The 17,460-nt window shown below is 70.9% G+C and carries 17 protein-coding genes; 7 read left to right on the forward strand and 10 right to left on the reverse strand.

What is annotated here, in order from left to right; translation table 11 throughout:
- Nucleotides 1–9: 9 nt before the first annotated feature.
- Complete coding sequence (locus tag PUR53_RS37290; protein WP_329898412.1) at nucleotides 10–792, reverse strand: ABC transporter ATP-binding protein; 783 nt, start codon at nucleotides 790–792, stop codon at nucleotides 10–12.
- A 101-nt stretch (nucleotides 793–893) separates the two neighbouring features.
- On the opposite strand from PUR53_RS37290, the gene PUR53_RS37295 reads away from it, so the two are divergent.
- The 4 genes from PUR53_RS37295 to PUR53_RS37310 all read left to right on the forward strand — a co-directional run bounded on the left by PUR53_RS37295 (nucleotide 894) and on the right by PUR53_RS37310 (nucleotide 5,965).
- Nucleotides 894–1,535 (forward strand): TetR/AcrR family transcriptional regulator, encoded by a 642-nt coding sequence (locus PUR53_RS37295; RefSeq protein ID WP_329898413.1) that lies wholly within the window; start codon nucleotides 894–896, stop codon nucleotides 1,533–1,535.
- A 129-nt stretch (nucleotides 1,536–1,664) separates the two neighbouring features.
- The gene (locus PUR53_RS37300) at nucleotides 1,665–2,513 is read left to right on the forward strand and encodes a 3-hydroxyacyl-CoA dehydrogenase family protein (RefSeq protein ID WP_329898414.1); all 849 of its coding nucleotides are present in this window, start codon (nucleotides 1,665–1,667) and stop codon (nucleotides 2,511–2,513) included.
- A gap of 198 nt (nucleotides 2,514–2,711) precedes the next feature.
- Nucleotides 2,712–3,035, forward strand: a complete 324-nt coding sequence (locus PUR53_RS37305) for an STAS domain-containing protein (RefSeq protein ID WP_329898415.1) — start codon at nucleotides 2,712–2,714, stop codon at nucleotides 3,033–3,035.
- A 275-nt stretch (nucleotides 3,036–3,310) separates the two neighbouring features.
- Nucleotides 3,311–5,965: a PT domain-containing protein gene (locus tag PUR53_RS37310; RefSeq protein ID WP_329911288.1), complete on the forward strand. Its 2,655-nt coding sequence runs from the start codon at nucleotides 3,311–3,313 to the stop codon at nucleotides 5,963–5,965.
- A 74-nt stretch (nucleotides 5,966–6,039) separates the two neighbouring features.
- On the opposite strand, the gene PUR53_RS37315 is transcribed toward PUR53_RS37310, so the two are convergent.
- Nucleotides 6,040–7,497: an MFS transporter gene (locus PUR53_RS37315; protein ID WP_329898417.1), complete on the reverse strand. Its 1,458-nt coding sequence runs from the start codon at nucleotides 7,495–7,497 to the stop codon at nucleotides 6,040–6,042.
- Between the two features lie 46 nt (nucleotides 7,498–7,543).
- Nucleotides 7,544–7,945, reverse strand: coding sequence for a DUF3291 domain-containing protein (locus tag PUR53_RS37320; RefSeq protein ID WP_329911289.1), 402 nt, complete (start codon nucleotides 7,943–7,945; stop codon nucleotides 7,544–7,546).
- 90 nt (nucleotides 7,946–8,035) lie between these two features.
- On the opposite strand from PUR53_RS37320, the gene PUR53_RS37325 reads away from it, so the two are divergent.
- Nucleotides 8,036–8,659, forward strand: a complete 624-nt coding sequence (locus PUR53_RS37325; protein ID WP_329898419.1) for a MerR family transcriptional regulator — start codon at nucleotides 8,036–8,038, stop codon at nucleotides 8,657–8,659.
- Nucleotides 8,660–8,858: 199 nt separating this feature from the next.
- On the opposite strand, the gene nucS is transcribed toward PUR53_RS37325, so the two are convergent.
- Complete coding sequence (gene nucS / locus PUR53_RS37330) at nucleotides 8,859–9,530, reverse strand: endonuclease NucS (protein ID WP_239757309.1); 672 nt, start codon at nucleotides 9,528–9,530, stop codon at nucleotides 8,859–8,861.
- Between the two features lie 394 nt (nucleotides 9,531–9,924).
- On the opposite strand from nucS, the gene PUR53_RS37335 reads away from it, so the two are divergent.
- Nucleotides 9,925–10,317, forward strand: coding sequence for an SCO5389 family protein (locus PUR53_RS37335; protein ID WP_329898420.1), 393 nt, complete (start codon nucleotides 9,925–9,927; stop codon nucleotides 10,315–10,317).
- 91 nt (nucleotides 10,318–10,408) lie between these two features.
- On the opposite strand, the gene PUR53_RS37340 is transcribed toward PUR53_RS37335, so the two are convergent.
- A complete protein-coding gene (locus PUR53_RS37340) occupies nucleotides 10,409–11,437 on the reverse strand; it encodes an LLM class flavin-dependent oxidoreductase (RefSeq protein WP_329898421.1) in 1,029 nt (342 codons plus the stop codon).
- A 221-nt stretch (nucleotides 11,438–11,658) separates the two neighbouring features.
- On the opposite strand from PUR53_RS37340, the gene PUR53_RS37345 reads away from it, so the two are divergent.
- Nucleotides 11,659–12,009 (forward strand): ATP/GTP-binding protein, encoded by a 351-nt coding sequence (locus PUR53_RS37345; RefSeq protein WP_329898422.1) that lies wholly within the window; start codon nucleotides 11,659–11,661, stop codon nucleotides 12,007–12,009.
- 31 nt (nucleotides 12,010–12,040) lie between these two features.
- On the opposite strand, the gene PUR53_RS37350 is transcribed toward PUR53_RS37345, so the two are convergent.
- The 5 genes from PUR53_RS37350 to PUR53_RS37370 all read right to left on the reverse strand — a co-directional run bounded on the left by PUR53_RS37350 (nucleotide 12,041) and on the right by PUR53_RS37370 (nucleotide 17,295).
- Nucleotides 12,041–12,907, reverse strand: coding sequence for an ABC transporter permease subunit (locus PUR53_RS37350; RefSeq protein ID WP_329898423.1), 867 nt, complete (start codon nucleotides 12,905–12,907; stop codon nucleotides 12,041–12,043).
- On the reverse strand, nucleotides 12,904–14,181 hold the full coding sequence (locus tag PUR53_RS37355) for an ABC transporter ATP-binding protein (RefSeq protein WP_329898424.1): 1,278 nt from the start codon (nucleotides 14,179–14,181) through the stop codon (nucleotides 12,904–12,906). The genes PUR53_RS37350 and PUR53_RS37355 overlap by 4 nt, the downstream gene beginning before the upstream one ends.
- Nucleotides 14,182–14,350: 169 nt before the next feature.
- The gene (locus PUR53_RS37360) at nucleotides 14,351–15,121 is read right to left on the reverse strand and encodes an ABC transporter permease (RefSeq protein ID WP_329898425.1); all 771 of its coding nucleotides are present in this window, start codon (nucleotides 15,119–15,121) and stop codon (nucleotides 14,351–14,353) included.
- Nucleotides 15,118–16,092: an ATP-binding cassette domain-containing protein gene (locus tag PUR53_RS37365; RefSeq protein WP_329898426.1), complete on the reverse strand. Its 975-nt coding sequence runs from the start codon at nucleotides 16,090–16,092 to the stop codon at nucleotides 15,118–15,120. The genes PUR53_RS37360 and PUR53_RS37365 overlap by 4 nt, the downstream gene beginning before the upstream one ends.
- A 264-nt stretch (nucleotides 16,093–16,356) precedes the next feature.
- A complete protein-coding gene (locus tag PUR53_RS37370; RefSeq protein ID WP_329898427.1) occupies nucleotides 16,357–17,295 on the reverse strand; it encodes a cellulose-binding protein in 939 nt (312 codons plus the stop codon).
- Nucleotides 17,296–17,460: the final 165 nt, after the last annotated feature.

Here is a 17,460-nt window from a genome sequence, read left to right on the forward strand (position 1 = left end):
GGACCGGTTCTAGACGGCTACGGGGGTGGTGTCGGCGGGGGAGGGCCCGCGTCCGGTGATGGCCAGGAAGGTGTCCTGGAGCGTGGCGTCGATCGAGCCGCCGTGCTTCAGCTTGAGCGCGCTCGGGGTGTCGTCCGCCACGACCCGGCCCTGGTCGACGACGACGATCCGGTCGGCGAGGGCGTCCGCCTCGTCGAGGTAGTGCGTCGTCAGAAGGACGGTGGTGCCGTGCTCGTCGCGCAGTCGGCGGACCAACTCCCAGAGGTCGGCGCGGCTCGCCGGGTCCAGTCCGGTCGTCGGCTCGTCCAGGAAGAGGACTCGGGGCCGGTGGGTGAGCGCCATCGCGATGTCGAGACGGCGCCGCTGACCGCCGGAGAGCGTGGCGCACTTGCGGTCCAGCAGCTCGGTGAGGTCCAGATCTCCCGCCAACTCCTCGGCGCGCTCGGCGGCCTGGCTCTTCGTCAGGCGGTAGAGCCGTCCCTGGGTGACCAGTTCCTCCCGCACGGTGATCTGTGGGTCCACCCCGCCCGACTGCGCCACATAGCCGCAGGACCGGCGTACTCCGGAGGGGTCGGTCGCCAGGTCGTGGCCCGCGACGGTGGCCGCGCCGCCGGTCGGGGGCAGCAGGGTGGTGAGCATGCGCAGGGTCGTCGTCTTGCCCGCGCCGTTCGGGCCGAGGAGGCCGAGGATCTCGCCGGGGCGCACGGTCAGGTCGATTCCGCGCACGGCTTCGACGGGGCCGCGCTTCGTCTGGAAGGTACGGCTCAGTCCGGCCGCACTGATGATGGGCATGACCCCAGAAAAACAGAGTCACTGAAAATTTGCAATGTCACCAAGTTTTCAGTGGCCCCAGGAATGCGCCGTCGCCCGGCGGGGCGACCTACGATGTGCCCATGGCAGAGGGGCTCAGGGAGCGCAAGAAGCGCGAGACGAGGCAGCGGATCTCGGACATCGCCACCGGGCTGTTCCTGGAGCACGGCTTCGTGACCGTCACCATCGCGGAGGTTGCCGAGGCTGCCGATGTCTCCGTGAACACGGTCTACAACTACTTCCCGGCCAAGGAGGACCTCTTCTTCGACCGCAGTGCGGGCATCGTCGAACGGCTCGCCCGCTGGGTGCGTGGTCGCGACCGGGGCGAGTCGGCCGTCGCCGCCGTGCTGCGCGAGCTGCGTGCCGAGGTCGAGGTGGTCTCGCCGCGCGTCGGTCTGATGGAGGGCTACGACCGCTTCATGAAGGCCATCCACGAGGCGCCCGCGCTGCGGTCCCGGCTGTGGAGCATCCAGCAGGAGGTCCAGGACAACCTGGAGGCGGCCCTCCGGGAGGAGACCGGCGCGGCCCCCGACGACCCGCTGCCCACCCTGATCGCCGGTCAGATCAACTGGGTCCACCAGACGGTGATGGCCGTCATCGGGCGCGAGATGCTCGAGGGGCGCAATCCGGGCGAAGTGTCACGAGAGGTGCTTGTTCTTCTGGACGGTATGGAGGGCCTGTTGAGCGAGAAGGTGCTCAACTACGCCGTACGACCCTTCGAGTGAGTGCTGCCGGTGTGATGTCCGTCCTTTGAGACGTGACTCGCGTTACTAAGCGGTCACACAGCCCTTCACGAGCGCTAGTGTCCGGCCGAGAGGTCAGTCATCGACAGCGCGTACCAGGGGAGTCGCACAGTGGCACGGAAGCTCGCCGTGATCGGAGCCGGACTCATGGGGTCCGGGATCGCCCAGGTGTCCGCGCAGGCGGGCTGGGACGTCGTCCTGCGTGACGTCACCGACGAGGCGCTGAACCGTGGCATCGGCTCCATCACGGCGTCGTACGACAAGTTCGTGAGCAAGGGGAAGCTGGCGGCCGAGGACGCCGAGGCGGCGCTGGGGCGGATCACCGCCACCACCGACCTCGACGCGGCCGCCGACGCGGACGTCGTCGTCGAGGCCGTCTTCGAGAAGCTGGAGGTGAAGCACGAGATCTTCCGGGCGCTCGACAAGGTCGTCCGCGAGGACACCGTGCTCGCCTCCAACACCTCCGCCATCCCGATCACCAAGATCGCGGCGGCCACCGAGCGTCCCGAGCGGGTCGTCGGCGTCCACTTCTTCTCGCCCGTGCCGATGATGCAGCTCTGCGAACTGGTGCGCGGCTACAAGACGAGCGACGAGACGCTCGCCGCCGCACGGGAGTTCGCCGAGTCGGTCGGCAAGACCTGCATCGTCGTCAACCGGGACGTCGCCGGCTTCGTGACGACCCGTCTCATCTCCGCCCTCGTCGTCGAGGCAGCGAAGCTGTACGAGTCGGGCGTCGCCACCGCCGAGGACATCGACCTCGCCTGCAAGTTGGGCTTCGGCCACGCGATGGGGCCCCTGGCCACGGCCGATCTGACGGGCGTCGACATCCTGCTGCACGCCACGAGCAACATCTACACCGAGTCGCAGGACGAGAAGTTCGCCCCTCCGGAGCTGATGCGCCGGATGGTGGACGCCGGTGACATCGGACGCAAGAGCGGGCAGGGCTTCTACACCTACTGACGCGGACCCGGCTGACGCCGGCGCGCGTGTCACGGGCGGCCCCTCCCACGCATGTGAACGCATGAGCCTCTCCGGCCTCACCCCTTGAGGTGAATTCGGTATCGGTTCGCTCACAGACGGCAACCTGGCGGTGTCGAACGCCGTCAGACGTTGCATCACTCAGATCACGGAGTACGAGACGCACTCACGGGAGCGCTTATGTTCATCAGGGGCGACCACGCCGAGCTGGTCGTCGGGGGCCGCCTCGACGTACGCAGCGCGGCGGACGCCCGTACGGTCCTGCACTCGGCCGTCGACGACGGAGCCGGCGACCTGGTGCTCGACCTGTCAGAGCTGGACTCCTGGGACGCCACCGGACTCGGGGTGATCATGGGAGCCCACCGGCGGGCGGGACGGTGCGGACGGCGGCTCGTGCTGCGCGATGTGCCACCGCAGATGCAGCGGCTGCTCGTGGCCACCCGGCTGCACCGGATCCTCGCGATCGAGGGCGGAATCGGCCTGGAGTCATTGCCCAGAGTGTGAACGCGTGTACGGGCCTGAACGTATGGCTCTGTGTGGGCGGGGCACCCGTGGGGCTCATGAGGGCGAAACGCACCACGCTCGCAATCCTCACGAGACTGTGATGTCTCGGACGGCGCGGGACCCCGGACTGTCGGAGATACTGTGCGAAGGTTTAGGGTTCGGCTGCCCGCTGCCAGCTACCCTCGAGCGGGTTCCGGACCAGAAGCGACAGCGCGGTGTGCGACACGGCCGGGAGGGGCTCCAGCACACGAGACGCTTTTGGGGGGCTAGGACCGATGGACCCGAACAACCGGGGACCCGAAGAGTACGGCCATGACGACGGACAGGCGCAGAGCAAGCGTCCACCACGGGACGCGCTGACGCAGGACTTCGACCGGCACGCCCCGGCACTCGCCCGCACCGTCCAGCTCGTCTCGGGCGACTTCCTGCTCACCGTCAACCCCGTCGACGGCAGCGAGATAGAGAACTGCCCACCGGGCGAAGCGCCTGGTCAGCCCGTGAAGCACACACCCGCCGACCGCGACGCCATCGACCGCGCCGCCCGGCCGCCGGTGCCCCCGGGCCCCTCGCTGCCCCGACTGCCGCTGCTCCAGCGCGACGAGGAGAGAGCACGCCTCGTACGGCTGCTCGCGCGCGGCCGCTCCGTGCGCCTCACCGGAGCCCCCGGATCCGGTCGCACCACCCTCCTCGACGCCGTCGCCGAGGACTGCGCGGATCTGGCCCCCGACGGCGTCGTCCGGTTGAGCGGCTTCCGGCGCACGGTCGACGACCTGCTGTACGACCTGTTCGCAGCCGTGTACAGCACACCGCTGTTCCGGCCCGCCCGGCAGCAGATCCTCGACATCGTGCGGGACATCGGCGCGGTCGTCGTCCTGGACGACCTGGAGTTCGGCGGGATCGCGCTCGACGAACTGCTCGACGCCACCCCCGAGTGCGCCTTCCTGATCGGCGCCACCCACGACACCCCCCTGCCGTCCGCCGACGCCCCCCTGGAGGAGATCGTCCTCGGCGGCTTCGACCGGGCCGGCAGCGAGGAGCTCCTGAAGCGTGCCGTCGGGCGGCCGCTCACCGAGGACGAGTCGAACTGGGCCGGTGACCTCTGGTTCGAGTCCGAGGGACTGCCGCTGCGCTTCACCCAGGCCGGTGCGCTGCTCAGGCAGCGGGACCGGCAGCGGGCGGGCGCGGACGCCGTCGACGAGTTCGGGGTCTTCCAGGAGGCGCCGCCCGTCGACGAGCCCTTCGACGCCGTCCCGGACGGGCCCGACCTGCCCCTGCCGTCGCTCGCCGAAGGGGCCGCGCCCGCCGCGCTGCTCGCCTCCCGGCTGAGCGCCTCCGCCCGCGAGACCCTCAGGTTCGCCGTCGCGCTCGGCGGGGAGATCCCGCACCAGGCGCACCTGCCCGCCCTGGTGGGCGACACCCACGCCGACGCCGCTCTCGGCGAGCTGGTCGGCTGCGCCCTGGTGACACCTGTCGGCTCCCGCTACCGGCTCGCCGCCGGGGTACGGACCCAGCTGGAGGCCGCCGGGTACGCCGACGACACCGAGGCGCGCGCCCACACCGCCGCCCAGCACTACGCCTGGTGGGCCGGGCACCCCTCGGTCACCCCCGAGCGGGTCGCGGCCGAGGCGGACGCCGTCCTGGCCGCCCTCACCGCGCTCGTGCCCGTGACGACACCGCCCGGCGAGGACGAGGAGAGCGCCGCCGTGGTGCTGGCCCGGCAGGCGGCGCCCGCGTTCGCCGCCGGGCTGCGCTGGAACGCCTGGGAGCGTGCGCTGCGGGCCGGCGCCGAGGCGGCCGGTCTCGCCGACGAGACCGGCGAACAGGCCTATTTCCACCATGAGCTGGGCGTCCTCGCGCTCTGCTCCGGGCAGTTGGAGCGGGCCCGGGCGGAGCTGGAGGCATCCATCGGGCTGCGCAACGTCCTCGCCGACAAGCGCGGCACCGTCGCTGGACGCAGGGCCCTCGCCCTGGTCGCCGACCGCTCCGGGGCGACTCCGCCCGGCGGGCGCACGGCGGCGGGGGAGGAGGTGCCGGACGCCCGTCACGAGGAGTCGGCCTCACCGCCCGGAGGCGTGCCGTCCGCGTACCCGGCGGCCGGCGCCGGCCTCGGGGCCACGGGCCTCGGCGGTGCCGGTTTCGGGGCGGTGGGTTCGGACCGGGCCGGTTTCGGGGCGGTGACCGGCTCTGGAGCGTGGGGAGCGGGAACGGGGGCCGTGGGGAGCGGCGGGGTCTCCTCGACGCCGGCGGCCAAGGAGACGACGCTCGTCACCCAGCGGGTCGGCTCCAGGTCGCCCGCGCACCGGCTGAGCAGCCTCAAGAGCCTGGTCGGCGGCGCCCGGCGCAACCTGGTCGCGGCGGGGGCGGGTGCGCTCCTCGCCGCCGTCCTGGGCACCGTCGTGACCCTCGGCGCGACGTCCGACCGCAACGGTGACACCCCGGCCGAGCGGGTCGGCGTCAACCCGTCGGCCAGCGAGGGCACCGACGACGGTGGCCTCGTCGCGGACCGCCCCAAGGCGGGCGACGAGAACGACACCCCGGGCACCCTGCCCGAACCGACCGACCCGGGGCCCGACGGCACCTACGGCACGTCGGACGACCCGACGCCGACCGACACGGCGGAGCCGTCGGACGACCCGAGCGGGACGACGGGGTCGTCGGGCAAGCCGTCGCCGTCGCCGTCGAAGACCTCCCCGAAGCCGACGCCGTCCGACGACCCGTCGACGGATCCCACGGACGACCCGACCGGCGACCCCACGGACGACCCGACGGGCGATCCCACGGACGACCCGACGGGCGATCCGACCGACGACCCGACGGAGGATCCGACCGACGACCCGCCGCCCCCCGGCACCACCGACACCGCCACCGCCCCGACGGCGACGACCGCCTCGGCTACCGTGCCCGAGCCTCCGGCCGACACCGTGGCCTGACGGTGATGGTGACGGTCCGGTCGTCTCCCGCGTGAACGAGAGGTTCGCGCGGGAGACGGGGTTCCGCGGGGCGTTCAGTCGCCGTCGGGCGTGGTCGTCGTGGCCGGGCGCGGGTGGCGTGGAATGGCGAGCGCGCACAGGGCGCCGGCGAGCACCACCGCGACGCCCACCCATACCGCCGGCCGCAGGCCGTCGACGAACTCCTGAGGGCTCCGCGTGCTGCCGTAGGCCACGAACACGGTGCTGAGCACGGCGATGCCGAGCGCGCCGCCGATCTCGCGGACGGTGGTGTTGGCGCCGGACGCCTTGCCCGCGTGCTCCTTGGCGACCGAGCCCAGGACCACCGCGGCTGTGGGGGCGAAGACGAAGCCCATGCCGATGCCCGCCACGATCATCGGGCCGACCAGGGCGGAGTAGGGCGTGTCGGTGCCGGCGACCAGGTTGATCCAGCCCAGCCCCACGCCCTGGAGGAACAGGCCGAGTGCCATCAGACGGCCACCGCCGACCTTGTCGGTGAGGAGTCCGGCGACGGGGGCGACGAACATCGGCATGAGGGTCCAGGCGAGGGTGCGGACGCCGGCCTCCAGCGGGGTGCGCGGCGGCACGAGCTGGAGGTACTGGGCCAGCAGGAACAGGGAGCCGAACACGCCGAAGTACATCGTCGCCGAGACGACGTTGGTGAGCGTGAAGGCGCGTACCCGGTAGAAGGACAGCGGCAGCATGGGCTCGGGGGACCGGGCCTCCCAGGCGACGAAGGCGACCAGCAGCACGGTGCCGCCGAGGAACGCGCCCAGGACCTTCGCCGAGGTCCAGCCGTCGGGTTCGCCGTGCACGATCGCCCACACCACGGCGCACAGCCCGGCCGCCGCCAGCAGCATGCCGAGCACGTCGAGGCGTGCGCGGGGCAGGGAGCTCTCCCGCAGGGCGATCAGAACCAGGGGGACGGCGATCACGCACACCGGCACGTTGATCCAGAAGATCCACCGCCAGTCGAGGCCCTCGACCACCGCGCCGCCCACCACGGGGCCCATGGCCACGGCCAGGCCGCTCACGCCGGACCAGATGCCCAGCGCCATCCCGCGCAGGCGCTCGGGGACCGCCTGGGACAGCAGGGTCAGCGACAGCGGCATGACCGCGGCCGCGCCGAAGCCCTGGAGCGTGCGGAAGGTGATCAGCTGGGCGCTGGTGTCGGACAGGCCGCAGCCTATGGAGGCCAGCGTGAACACGACGATGCCGACGACGAAGACCATGCGGCGCCCGAAGCGGTCCCCGAGGGCCGCGCCGGTCATCAACAGGCAGGCGAAGCTGAGGACGTAGGCGTTGACGAACCACTGGAGCTGCTGGGTGTTCGCCTCCAGGTCGACGGCCAGGGTGTGCAGGGCCGTGGAGACGACGAGGTTGTCGAGCGCGACCATGAACATGGGCAGGCTGCACGCGACGACGGCGAGCCACAGGGGGACGCGCCGCTCGCCGGGGGCGGCGGGCTCCGGGGCGGGACTGTCGAGAACGGCGTTCTCTCCGGACAACGTCATGGTGGGGTCTCCTAGCGGAAGGCGTGGAAGGCTCGGCCGGTGGGGATCACGAGGTGCTCTGCGCCTGCTCGGCGAGGCGGCGCCGGGCGTCCGGCCAGGCGATGGGCAGATCGGCCGAGGGGACCTGCCAGAAGGTGAAGACCGAGTCCTTCATCGTGGGCCGCAGGCCGTTCATGATCGACCGGTGCGGTTCGGTCCTCGCGTACGTGTACAGCGCCTCCTTGTCCTCCCACGCCGACAGGGTCCAGAACGTGCGCTTCAGGGGCTGGGCGATCAGTGAGGCGCCGTAGGCCCCGGGCGCGCCGGAGACCTGCTTCCACGCGGACAGGGACTGGAGGAAGAACCGCGGTACGTCCTTGAACGAGCGGACCTCCAAGCGCGAGGCCATGACGAACGCCTCGGTGTCCGGTGCGGGGGTGCTGACCGTGGTCCAGCGCAGCGTGGGCATGACTGTGGCCCTCTCCGGGGAGATATTGGATACCTTCACTATCTATGTTAGACAGTGAAGGTATCCAACTTCTAGGGCTGGGGGCGACCGATGCGCATCTCCGAGCTGAGCCGCCGCAGCGATGTCTCCGTCGCGACGATCAAGTACTACCTCCGCGAGGGGCTGCTCCCGGCCGGGCGGCAGATCTCGGCGACGCAGGCCGAGTACGACGAGAGCCATGTGCGCAGGCTTCGGCTGATCCGCGCGCTGATCGGCGTCCGAGGGCTGTCCGTCAGCACCACCCGCGAGCTGCTGGGCGCGCTGGCGGAGCACGCCGGGGACACCCACCGCCAGCTGGGCCTCGCCCTGGGGGCCATCCGGCTCACCGAGGAAGCCGCCGAGGCGCCCTCGGAGACGGGGAAGGTCGACGCCCTGGTCGAGGAGCTGGGGTGGAACGTGCACGAGTCGGCCCCCGCGCGCGCGGTGCTGGCCGAGACCCTGACCACGCTGCGGACCCTGGGCGCCCCGCTCGACTGGCAGGTACTGCTGCCGTACGCCCGCCTCGCGGAGCGCACCGCGACCCTCGACCTCGACCAACTGGAGGGGATCGAGGACTCGTTGGAGGCCGCCGAGCGCGCCCTGCTGCTGACCGTCCTCCTGGAACCCGCGCTGCTGGCGCTCAGGCGCATGGCCCAGGAGAACGAGTCGGCACGCCGGTACGCCGGAGATCAGTAGGACTCCGTTACGTCTGCCTGTCGGTCCTGTTGGGGGGAACGCCAACCAGTCGACCTGGGATCCGGTCCCGGTGCGGCGGCGGATCGCCCGGCGATTGGTGCCCCGTGGGACCCGACGATTTCATCGGAGTGGGGCCATGAGACAGGGGCCCCCTCCCGTGCCCGCGGGTCGGTTCGCGGGCAGGGGGAGAGGCGCGCGGCTAGAACAGGCGCAGCTTGTCGTCCTCGATGCCGCGCAGGGCGTCGTAGTCGAGGACCGCGCAGCCGATGCCGCGGTCGGTGGCGAGGACCCGGGCCTGGGGCTTGATCTCCTGGGCGGCGAAGATGCCGCGGACCGGCGCCAGATGCGGGTCGCGGTTCAACAGCTCCAGATAGCGCGTGAGTTGCTCGACGCCGTCGATCTCGCCCCGCCGCTTGATCTCCACCGCGACGGTCGCGCCGTCGGCGTCCCGGCACAGGATGTCGACGGGGCCGATGGCGGTCATGTACTCGCGGCGGATGAGGGTGTAGCCCTCGCCCAGGGTCTCGATGCGGTCGGCGAGCAGCTCCTGCAGATGCGCCTCCACGCCGTCCTTGATCAGCCCGGGGTCGACACCCAGCTCGTGCGAGGAGTCGTGGAGGACCTCCTCCATCGTGATGATGAGCTTCTCGCCCGCCTTGTTGATGACGGTCCAGACCCCTTCCTCGTCCCCGGAACCCTCCTTCAGCGTGCAGGGCGGCGACATCCAGTTGAGGGGCTTGTAGGCCCGGTCGTCCGCGTGGATCGAGACGCTGCCGTCAGCCTTCACCAGGATCAGGCGAGGGGCCGAGGGGAGATGGGCGGTGAGCCGGCCCGCGTAGTCGACGGAGCAGCGGGCAATGACGAGACGCATGGTCGGCAACGCTACTCGACGCCGACGGGTGCGCGCGATTCGACCGCCGGAACAGCCTTCACCGGAGCCCGCTCCGCTGCCGACGCACCTTCCCGGGCACCGTTCGACGACCCCGTCGACCCCGCCCGGTGACTGTCGCCCTCCGTCACGCTCTCCCGCCCCTCATGTGGGCCTTCGTCGTCCCGTGGCATGTGCCGCTGTCAACTCCTGTTCGGCATTGGCTGATTGTGTGCGTCACAGGCCCTGTCGGTGCGCGCAATCTCCTGGTGCGGTCATGTTCGGTTGCCTACGGTAGAAACTGGAGGTCGCGAAGCGTGCACTCTGCGTGTTCGCCGACCCGATCTCCGCCCTGTCCGTCAACCCCTGTTGTTGTGGGGGTGCGAGAGGAGAACCCATGTCGCTCGACGTCTCACCGGCCCTACTCGAACAGGCCGAGCGAGGCGAGGTCGACGAAGCCGCCTTCGTCGACTGCGTCCGGACCTCCCTGCCTTACGCGTGGGAGATGATCAGCTCTCTGGTGGCCCAGCTGAAGGTCGACGGCGGAGAGTTCGCCGACAACCAGACGCCCCCGCCGGACGAGCAGGCGCGCGGACAACTGCTGCGCGCGCTCGCCAGTGACGCGATTCGCGGCGCGCTTCAGCGGCACTTCGGTGTACGGCTGGCCTTCCAGAACTGCCACCGGGTGGCGGTGTTCCCACAGGACCCGTCCGTGGACGACAGGCTGGCCCGCTTCACCTCGATCCGCGGCCAACTCCTCAACCAGTCCCCGGAACTCCGGGACTGCTGAGGGCATGAAGCGCCACAGCTTGCCGCTCCCATCGCGGGAGGTGCATCGGTAACCGGGGCGGCAAGCTCCCCGCAGTCGCAGTCGCAGTGGCTCAGCCGAGGTGAGGCAGCACCTCGGCGCCGAGTCGCCGTACGTTCTCCTCCGTCGCCGCCAGATCGCCGGAGCCTTCGACGAGCAGGGCGAAGCGGGAGATGCCCGTCCGTTCGCTGGTCGCCGCGAGCCGGTCGGCGCACAGCCGCGGCGTCCCCACCGGGTGCAGCCCGCAGAGCAGTTCGGTGTAGGCCAGCGGGTCACGCATGGCGCGGGCACGGCCGTCGACGGTCACATGCGCGTCGAGCCCCTGCTTCAGCCAGCCCGGCATCGCCTTGGTCAGCGCCTCCACGGCATCGGTGCGCCGGTCCGCGATCTGGCAGACGCCGGCGGAGACATGGGCCGCGCCGGAGATCTCCTCCGGTGAACGGCCCGCCGCCCGGGCGCAGGTGCGCCACAGCGCGACCATGTCGGCCTTCTCCTCGTCGCCCACGTGCATGCCGAGGAGCATCGAGAGCCCGCGCTCGGCGGCCAGCTTCACACTCGTCGGCGAGGTGCAGGCGACGACGACCTCCGGACCCGGTGTCTCGCCCAGGTCCTCGGCGGGCCTCGGGACGACGGGCACCTCACGGAAGCTGAATCGTTCCCCCGACGCCGAGACCGTGGGCTCCCGCAGCCAGCGCATGAGCAGATCGAGTGATTCCGGGAAGCCCTTCTCGTACGCCTCGAGCCCGGAGCCGAAGACCTCCAGATCGACCCACGGCCCGCCGCGCCCGACGCCCAGGGAGAAGCGTCCGCCGGAGGTCACATGCAGCAGCGCGGCCTGTTCGCCCAGGGCCACGGGGTGGACGGTGGGCAGCACGCTGACCGCCGTGCCGACCCGGATGCGCCGGGTGCGCCCCAGCAGTAACGCGGCGAGGGTGATCGCCGACGGGCAGGTGCCGTACGGCACGAAGTGGTGCTCGGCCAGCCAGACCGCGTCCAGCCCTGCCTCGTCCGCCACTTCGGCGGTCCGCACCGCCCGGTGGAGCGCCTCCCCCTGGCCCTGGCCGGGGAACTGGGCGCCCAGTACAAATGTTCCTACGTGCATCGCTCTTCCTGCTTCCTCGGCTCCGACTCGGGAGCTCCCCCACCGGCATAACCCCGTGACACGTGCCGAAGACACGGCCTGGCGACGAGATTTGCGGATTGTCTGCAGAATGGGCCGGGCGGAGGGCGTTCTGAGGGGATTGGTCACGTACGCATACCCCCACCGGGCCCGCGTAGGCTGGATGCCAACCCTGCTCCCTGTATAGCCCCGTGAGGTGTTCTGTGTCCCCGCGTCGCAACCGCCCCAAGGACTCTGGTGCGTCGGGCCCGTCGGGTCCGTCAGGCCGCAGCGCGGACGAGGACCCGTCGGACCGGTACGGCGGCTGGCAGACCAGCGAGCCCTGGCGGGGCGAGGAGTGGAGCGTGCGCCATGTGGCGGGCGCGAGCGCGGCCGGCAAGACCTACCGCTGCCCCGGGTGCGACCAGATGATCCCCTCCGGGGTGCCGCACGTGGTCGCCTGGCCCGAGCACTCGGGCGTCGACGAGCGCCGGCACTGGCACAAGGCCTGCTGGAACGCGAAGGACCGCCGCACCTCGCGGGTGCAGCGGTCCCGTAACGCGCCGAGGTTCTGACACCTCGCGGACTCTCGGTCGTGGTCCCCGGTCAGACGTCCCGCTTCTCCAGCAGGGCGTACGCGCCGACGAACGCGGCCGCCACCAGACCGAGCATGATCCACAGCGGGTCCCAGCCCGACGGGCCGGTCTGGCTGAGCTCCGCGCCGTAGAAGACGCTGAGCTGACTCGGGATCGAGTACTCCAGCAGAAACTCCTGCACGTCCTTCAGCGACTCCGAGAACATGAAGATCGCGATGACCAGCGGCGCGAGGAAGACGCCGAGCATGATGGTGATCGCACCGGCGGAGTGCCGGATCAGCGAGCCCATCAGCAGCGACAGCAGCCCGAAGAGCGCGAGGAACAGGCTCACGCCGACGGTGGCCTTGAGCCACTCCTCGCCGTCGGGGCTCACCACACCGTTGCCCTCCAGGATCGCCGCCTGGGCGAAGCCCACGAACGCGGTGGTGACCAGGGTGACCGTGAAGGTGAGCGCGAAGAACACGATGGCCTTCGCGAGCAGCACCCGGCCACGGCTCGGGCAGGCCGTCATCGTGGTCCGGATCATTCCCGTGCCGTACTCGGACGCGGTGGTCAGCACCCCGAGCGTGATGATGCAGACGCTGCCGATCATCAGTCCGAACAGACCGAGGCCGAGCGGGGACTCGCCCTCCAGGTTCATGTCCGTGGACGAGGCGATCAGGGCGAAGAGCAGACCGAGGCCGATCACCAGGACGACGAAGACACCCAGCGTCCACATCGTCGAACGGACCGACTTGATCTTCGTCCACTCGGAGGAGATCGCGTGCCCGAGGTGGGTGCGCACGATCGGGATCGGCGAGGTGTACGAAGTGCCCGGCGCGCCCTGCCAGTTGGGGGCGGGCGGCTGCTGCATGACGGGCGGCTGGGGCGTGCTCATCGGGCGTCCTCGGACTTCGTCAGGTCGGCGGCGGGCGCGGGGGCCGCGGGTGCGGGGGAGGGGGCCGGCGCGGCGGCGGGCTGCGCGGGCGGCTGGGGCGCGGACGGGGGCGCGGACTGGGCGTAGGGGTTCGCCTGGGGCTGCGCGGGCGCCGGAGCGGGCGCTGCGGGAGCCGGAGCGCCGTAGGGACCGGCCGGCGGCTGGCCCTGCGGTGCCGGGTGGCCCTGCGGTGCGTACGGCCGGCCGCCCTGCTGCGGTGCCGGCGGTGCGTACCAGCCCGGCTGGCCCTGCCCGGGCACCGGCATCGGCGGCTGCGCGCCGGGCGGCAGGGGCTGCTGGAGACCGGCCTTCTGGTCGGTCGTCGAGCGGTAGTCGACGGCGCCCTGCGTCATCCGCATGTACGCCTCCTCCAGCGAGGCCTGGTGCGGCGACAGCTCCCACAGCCGTACGTCGGCGCCGTGCGCGAGGTCGCTGATCCGGGGGAGCGGCAGACCCATGACACGCAGTGCCCCGTCCTGCTCGGGCAGCACCTGGCCCCCCGCCTCGGTCAGGGCCGCCGACAGCTTCTCGCGCTGCTGCGGCTCGGTGTCCGGCGTCCGTACGCGCGCGAAGTCGGCGGAGTTCGCCGAGATGAAGTCCTTGATGCTCATGTCGGAGAGCAGCTGCCCGCGCCCGATCACGATGAGGTGGTCGGCGGTCAGCGCCATCTCGCTCATCAGGTGCGAGGAGACGAAGACCGTACGGCCCTCGGCGGCCAGCGCCTTCATCAGGTTGCGGACCCAGAGGATGCCCTCGGGGTCGAGGCCGTTGACCGGCTCGTCGAAGAGCAGCACCTGGGGGTCGCCGAGCAGGGCGGCGGCGATGCCGAGCCGCTGTCCCATGCCGAGCGAGAAGCCCTTGGAGCGCTTCTTGGCCACGTCCTGGAGGCCGACGACGCCGAGCACCTCGTCCACCCGGCGGGCCGGGATGCCCGACAGCTGGGCCAGGGACAGCAGGTGGTTGCGGGCGTGCCGGCCGCCGTGCACCGCCTTGGCGTCGAGGAGCGCACCGACCTGACGGGCCGCGTTCGGCAGCTTGCGGTACGGATAGCCGCCGATCGTCACCTGCCCGGAGGTGGGATTGTCCAGGCCCAGGATCATGCGCATCGTCGTCGACTTGCCCGAGCCGTTGGGGCCCAGGAAGCCGGTGACGGCCCCCGGCCGCACCTGGAAGGAAAGGTTGTACACGGCTGTCTTGGCGCCATAGCGCTTCGTCAGGCCGACTGCCTCGATCATGCTCCGCACCCATCGAACGGTTCAGGACGTCTCAGGACGTCGGGGCACACGCCCCCGTAAGGATTAGGACCCTATCGGGGCGCTGACGGTTGCGCCCAAGAGGAAGTAAAACCACGCAGGTCACCGGCCGGTTGTTTTGGCATGTACGTGACCTCTGGGCAGGCGCTGCCTACGCGTCGCGCCGCTTCAGCGACAGATAGCCGCCGAGCAGGGCCGCCGCCACCCACAGCGCCATGACGCCGAGACCGCCCCAGGGCCCGTACGGCGTGTCGTCGTCGACCGGGGTGACCACCTGCATGATCTTGCTGCCGGCCTGGTCGGGGAGGTAGCGGCCGACCTTCTCGGTGGCGCCGACGTTGCCCAGGATGTTGGAGATCAGGAAGAAGAACGGCATCAGGATGCCGAGCGACAGCATCGGGCTGCGCAGCATCGCCGCGACGCCCATCGAGAACATCGCGATCAGGGTCATGTAGAGCCCGCCGCCGAGGACCGCCCGCAGGACACCCGGATCGCCGATCTCGGCCCGGTGCGAGCCGAGCATCGCCTGCCCCAGGAAGAACGTCACGAAGCTGGTCACGAGTCCCACCGCGAAGGAGAGGGCGGTGGCCACCGCGATCTTGCTGAAGAGGAACGTGCCGCGCTGGGGCACGGCGGCCAGCGAGGTCCGGATCATGCCGGTGCTGTACTCGTTCGACACCACCAGCACACCGAACACGATCATCGCCAGCTGGCCGAGGGTCATCCCGGCGAAGCTGATGAACGTCGGGTCGAACGAGAGCCGGTCGGCGCGGCTCAGATTGTCGAACTCGTTCTTCGACAGCAGGGAGATGAGCACGCCGAGCGCGATCGTGACGATCCCGGCCAGCGACAGCGTCCACACCGTCGACGCCACCGAACGGATCTTGGTCCACTCCGAGCGGACGACCTGTGCCGCGGTCACGGCCGGCCTTCCGGCTTCCAGGCGGCGCCCCAGGCGGGGGCGGGCGGCGGACTCGCCACCGGGGTGCCGTCGTGCGCGTGGTACTCCACCGACTCGGCGGTGAGCCGCATGAACGCCTCCTCCAGCGACGCCTGGCGGGGACTCAGCTCGTGCAGCACGATCCGGTGCTCGGCGGCCAGCTCACCGATCTGCTCCGGTTTCCCGCCGTCCACCTCCAGCGCCCCGTCGCCCGTCTCCACGGCCATGACACCGACCGTGTGCAGCGCGTCGAGGAGCTGTTCGCGCTGGGGGGTGCGGATCCGTACGTACGACCGTGAGTTCCGCTGGATGAACTGCGCCATCGAGGTGTCGGCGAGGAGCCGTCCCTGTCCGATCACCACGAGGTGGTCGGCGGTCAGCGCCATCTCGCTCATCAGGTGCGACGACACGAACACGGTCCTGCCCTGGGCCGCGAGGGACTTCATCAGGTTCCGGATCCAGTGGATGCCCTCGGGGTCGAGGCCGTTGACGGGCTCGTCGAACATCAGGATCCGCGGATCGCCGAGCAGCGCGCCGGCGATGCCGAGCCGCTGACCCATGCCGAGCGAGAACCCCTTCGCCTTCTTCCGCGCGACCGACGTCAGTCCGACCGTGTCCAGCACCTCGTGCACCCGGGCCCGGGGGATGCCGTTGCTCTGCGCGAGGCACAGCAGGTGGTTGAAGGCGCTGCGGCCGCCGTGCATGGCCTTCGCGTCCAGCAGCGCGCCGATGTACGTCAGCGGGTCCCTCAGGCGGTCGTAGTGCGTGCCGTCGATCCGGACGTCCCCCGCCGTCGGGCGGTCCAGCCCCAGGATCATGCGCATCGTCGTCGATTTCCCGGCTCCGTTGGGTCCGAGGAAACCGGTCACGATCCCGGGCCGCACGGCGAAAGTCAGATTGTTCACCGCGACCTTCTCGCCATACCGCTTGGTCAGCCCGTCAAGCTCGATCATGCGGCCACGCTAAAACGGTGCCGGGGGCCCTGCCACCGGAGGGGCGAAGCCCCTTCAGGAGCGCGGGGAACTGCGCGACCAGCCACGTACCGGTGTCAGCCGCGATCCGACGTGCACCCCGACCCATTAGGCGGCACGACTGCCCGCAGCTGACGGACAGCGGGATGACGAAGGCCCACGCCCCCCGGAACGCCGAAGCCCGCGCCCCCCGGAGGGAGACGCGGGCCCGTGGTGCCTCGGCCGGTAAGACGGCAGGTGTCCGTGTTACCGGGACTGCTGCGCCGGAACCCCGCGGGAGATCGGCTCGTCGTCGGCGACCGGCGAGCTCGCGGCGGCGACCGCCGCACCCGTGAGGGTGGCCAGCATCTCGCGCACGTTCGTCAGCTGGGCGTTGATCGAGTCGCGGCGGTTGGTGAGCGCCGCCAGCTCGCGCTCGGATTCCGAACGGATCCGGTCGGCCTTGGCGTTCGCGTCCGCGACGATGTCCTCGGCCTGACGCTGCGCGGTCTCCACCGTCTGGCGGGCGCGGCGCTCGGCGTCGGTGCGCAGCTTCTCGGCCTCCAGGCGGAGCTGCTCCGCGCGGTGCTCGATCTCCGCGAGACGCTTCTCCGCCTTCTGCTGACGCGAGGCCAGGTCGCGCTCGGACTGCTCGCGACGCTTGGCGAGGTTCGTCTCGAAGTCGGCGGCGGCCTGCGCGGCCTTCGCCCGGGTCTCCTCGAAGAGGGCGTCCGCCTCCTCGCGCTTGGACTGCGCGTCCTTCTGCGCCTCGGCACGCAGCTGCGACGCGTCGCTCTTGGCCTTCTCGACGATCCGGACGCCCTCGTCCTCGGCCTTGGCCTTGCGCTCCGCCGAGAAGGACTCGGCGTCGTTGCGCACCTGCTGGGCCGCCGACTCGGCGAGCTCACGGTGCTGCTCGGCGGCGCGGCGGGCCTCCTCGCGCAGGTCCTTCGCCTCCTCCTCGGCGAGGCGGAGGATCTTCTCGACGCGCGCGCCGAGACCGGCGTAGGACGGCTCGGCGTCGGTCACCGCGGCCTGGGCGTTCTGCGTCTCGAGGTGGAGCTCCTCGATGCGCTTCTCCAGGGCGGTGATGCGGGCGAGAGCGGAGTCACGGTCGGAGACGAGCTTGGAGATACGTTCGTCCACCTGAGCGCGGTCGTATCCACGCCGCACAAGCTCGAAGCCGTAGGGGGAAGTGTCGCTCATGGGGTTCCTGTCGAATGAGACCGGTGAGGTGATAGGTGGAATCCTAGGGGGCGAAGCGGCGTGTCATCGAGCAGATGCACGTTTGATCTGGAGAATGACACCCCTTTTGAGTGGCCGACCATCGGAATACTTGCCAGAAACTTTGCGTAAAGGCCCTGAAAGCAC

The sequence above is a fragment of the Streptomyces sp. SP18BB07 genome, from assembly GCF_036322545.1.
Lineage (GTDB): Bacteria > Actinomycetota > Actinomycetes > Streptomycetales > Streptomycetaceae > Streptomyces > Streptomyces deccanensis.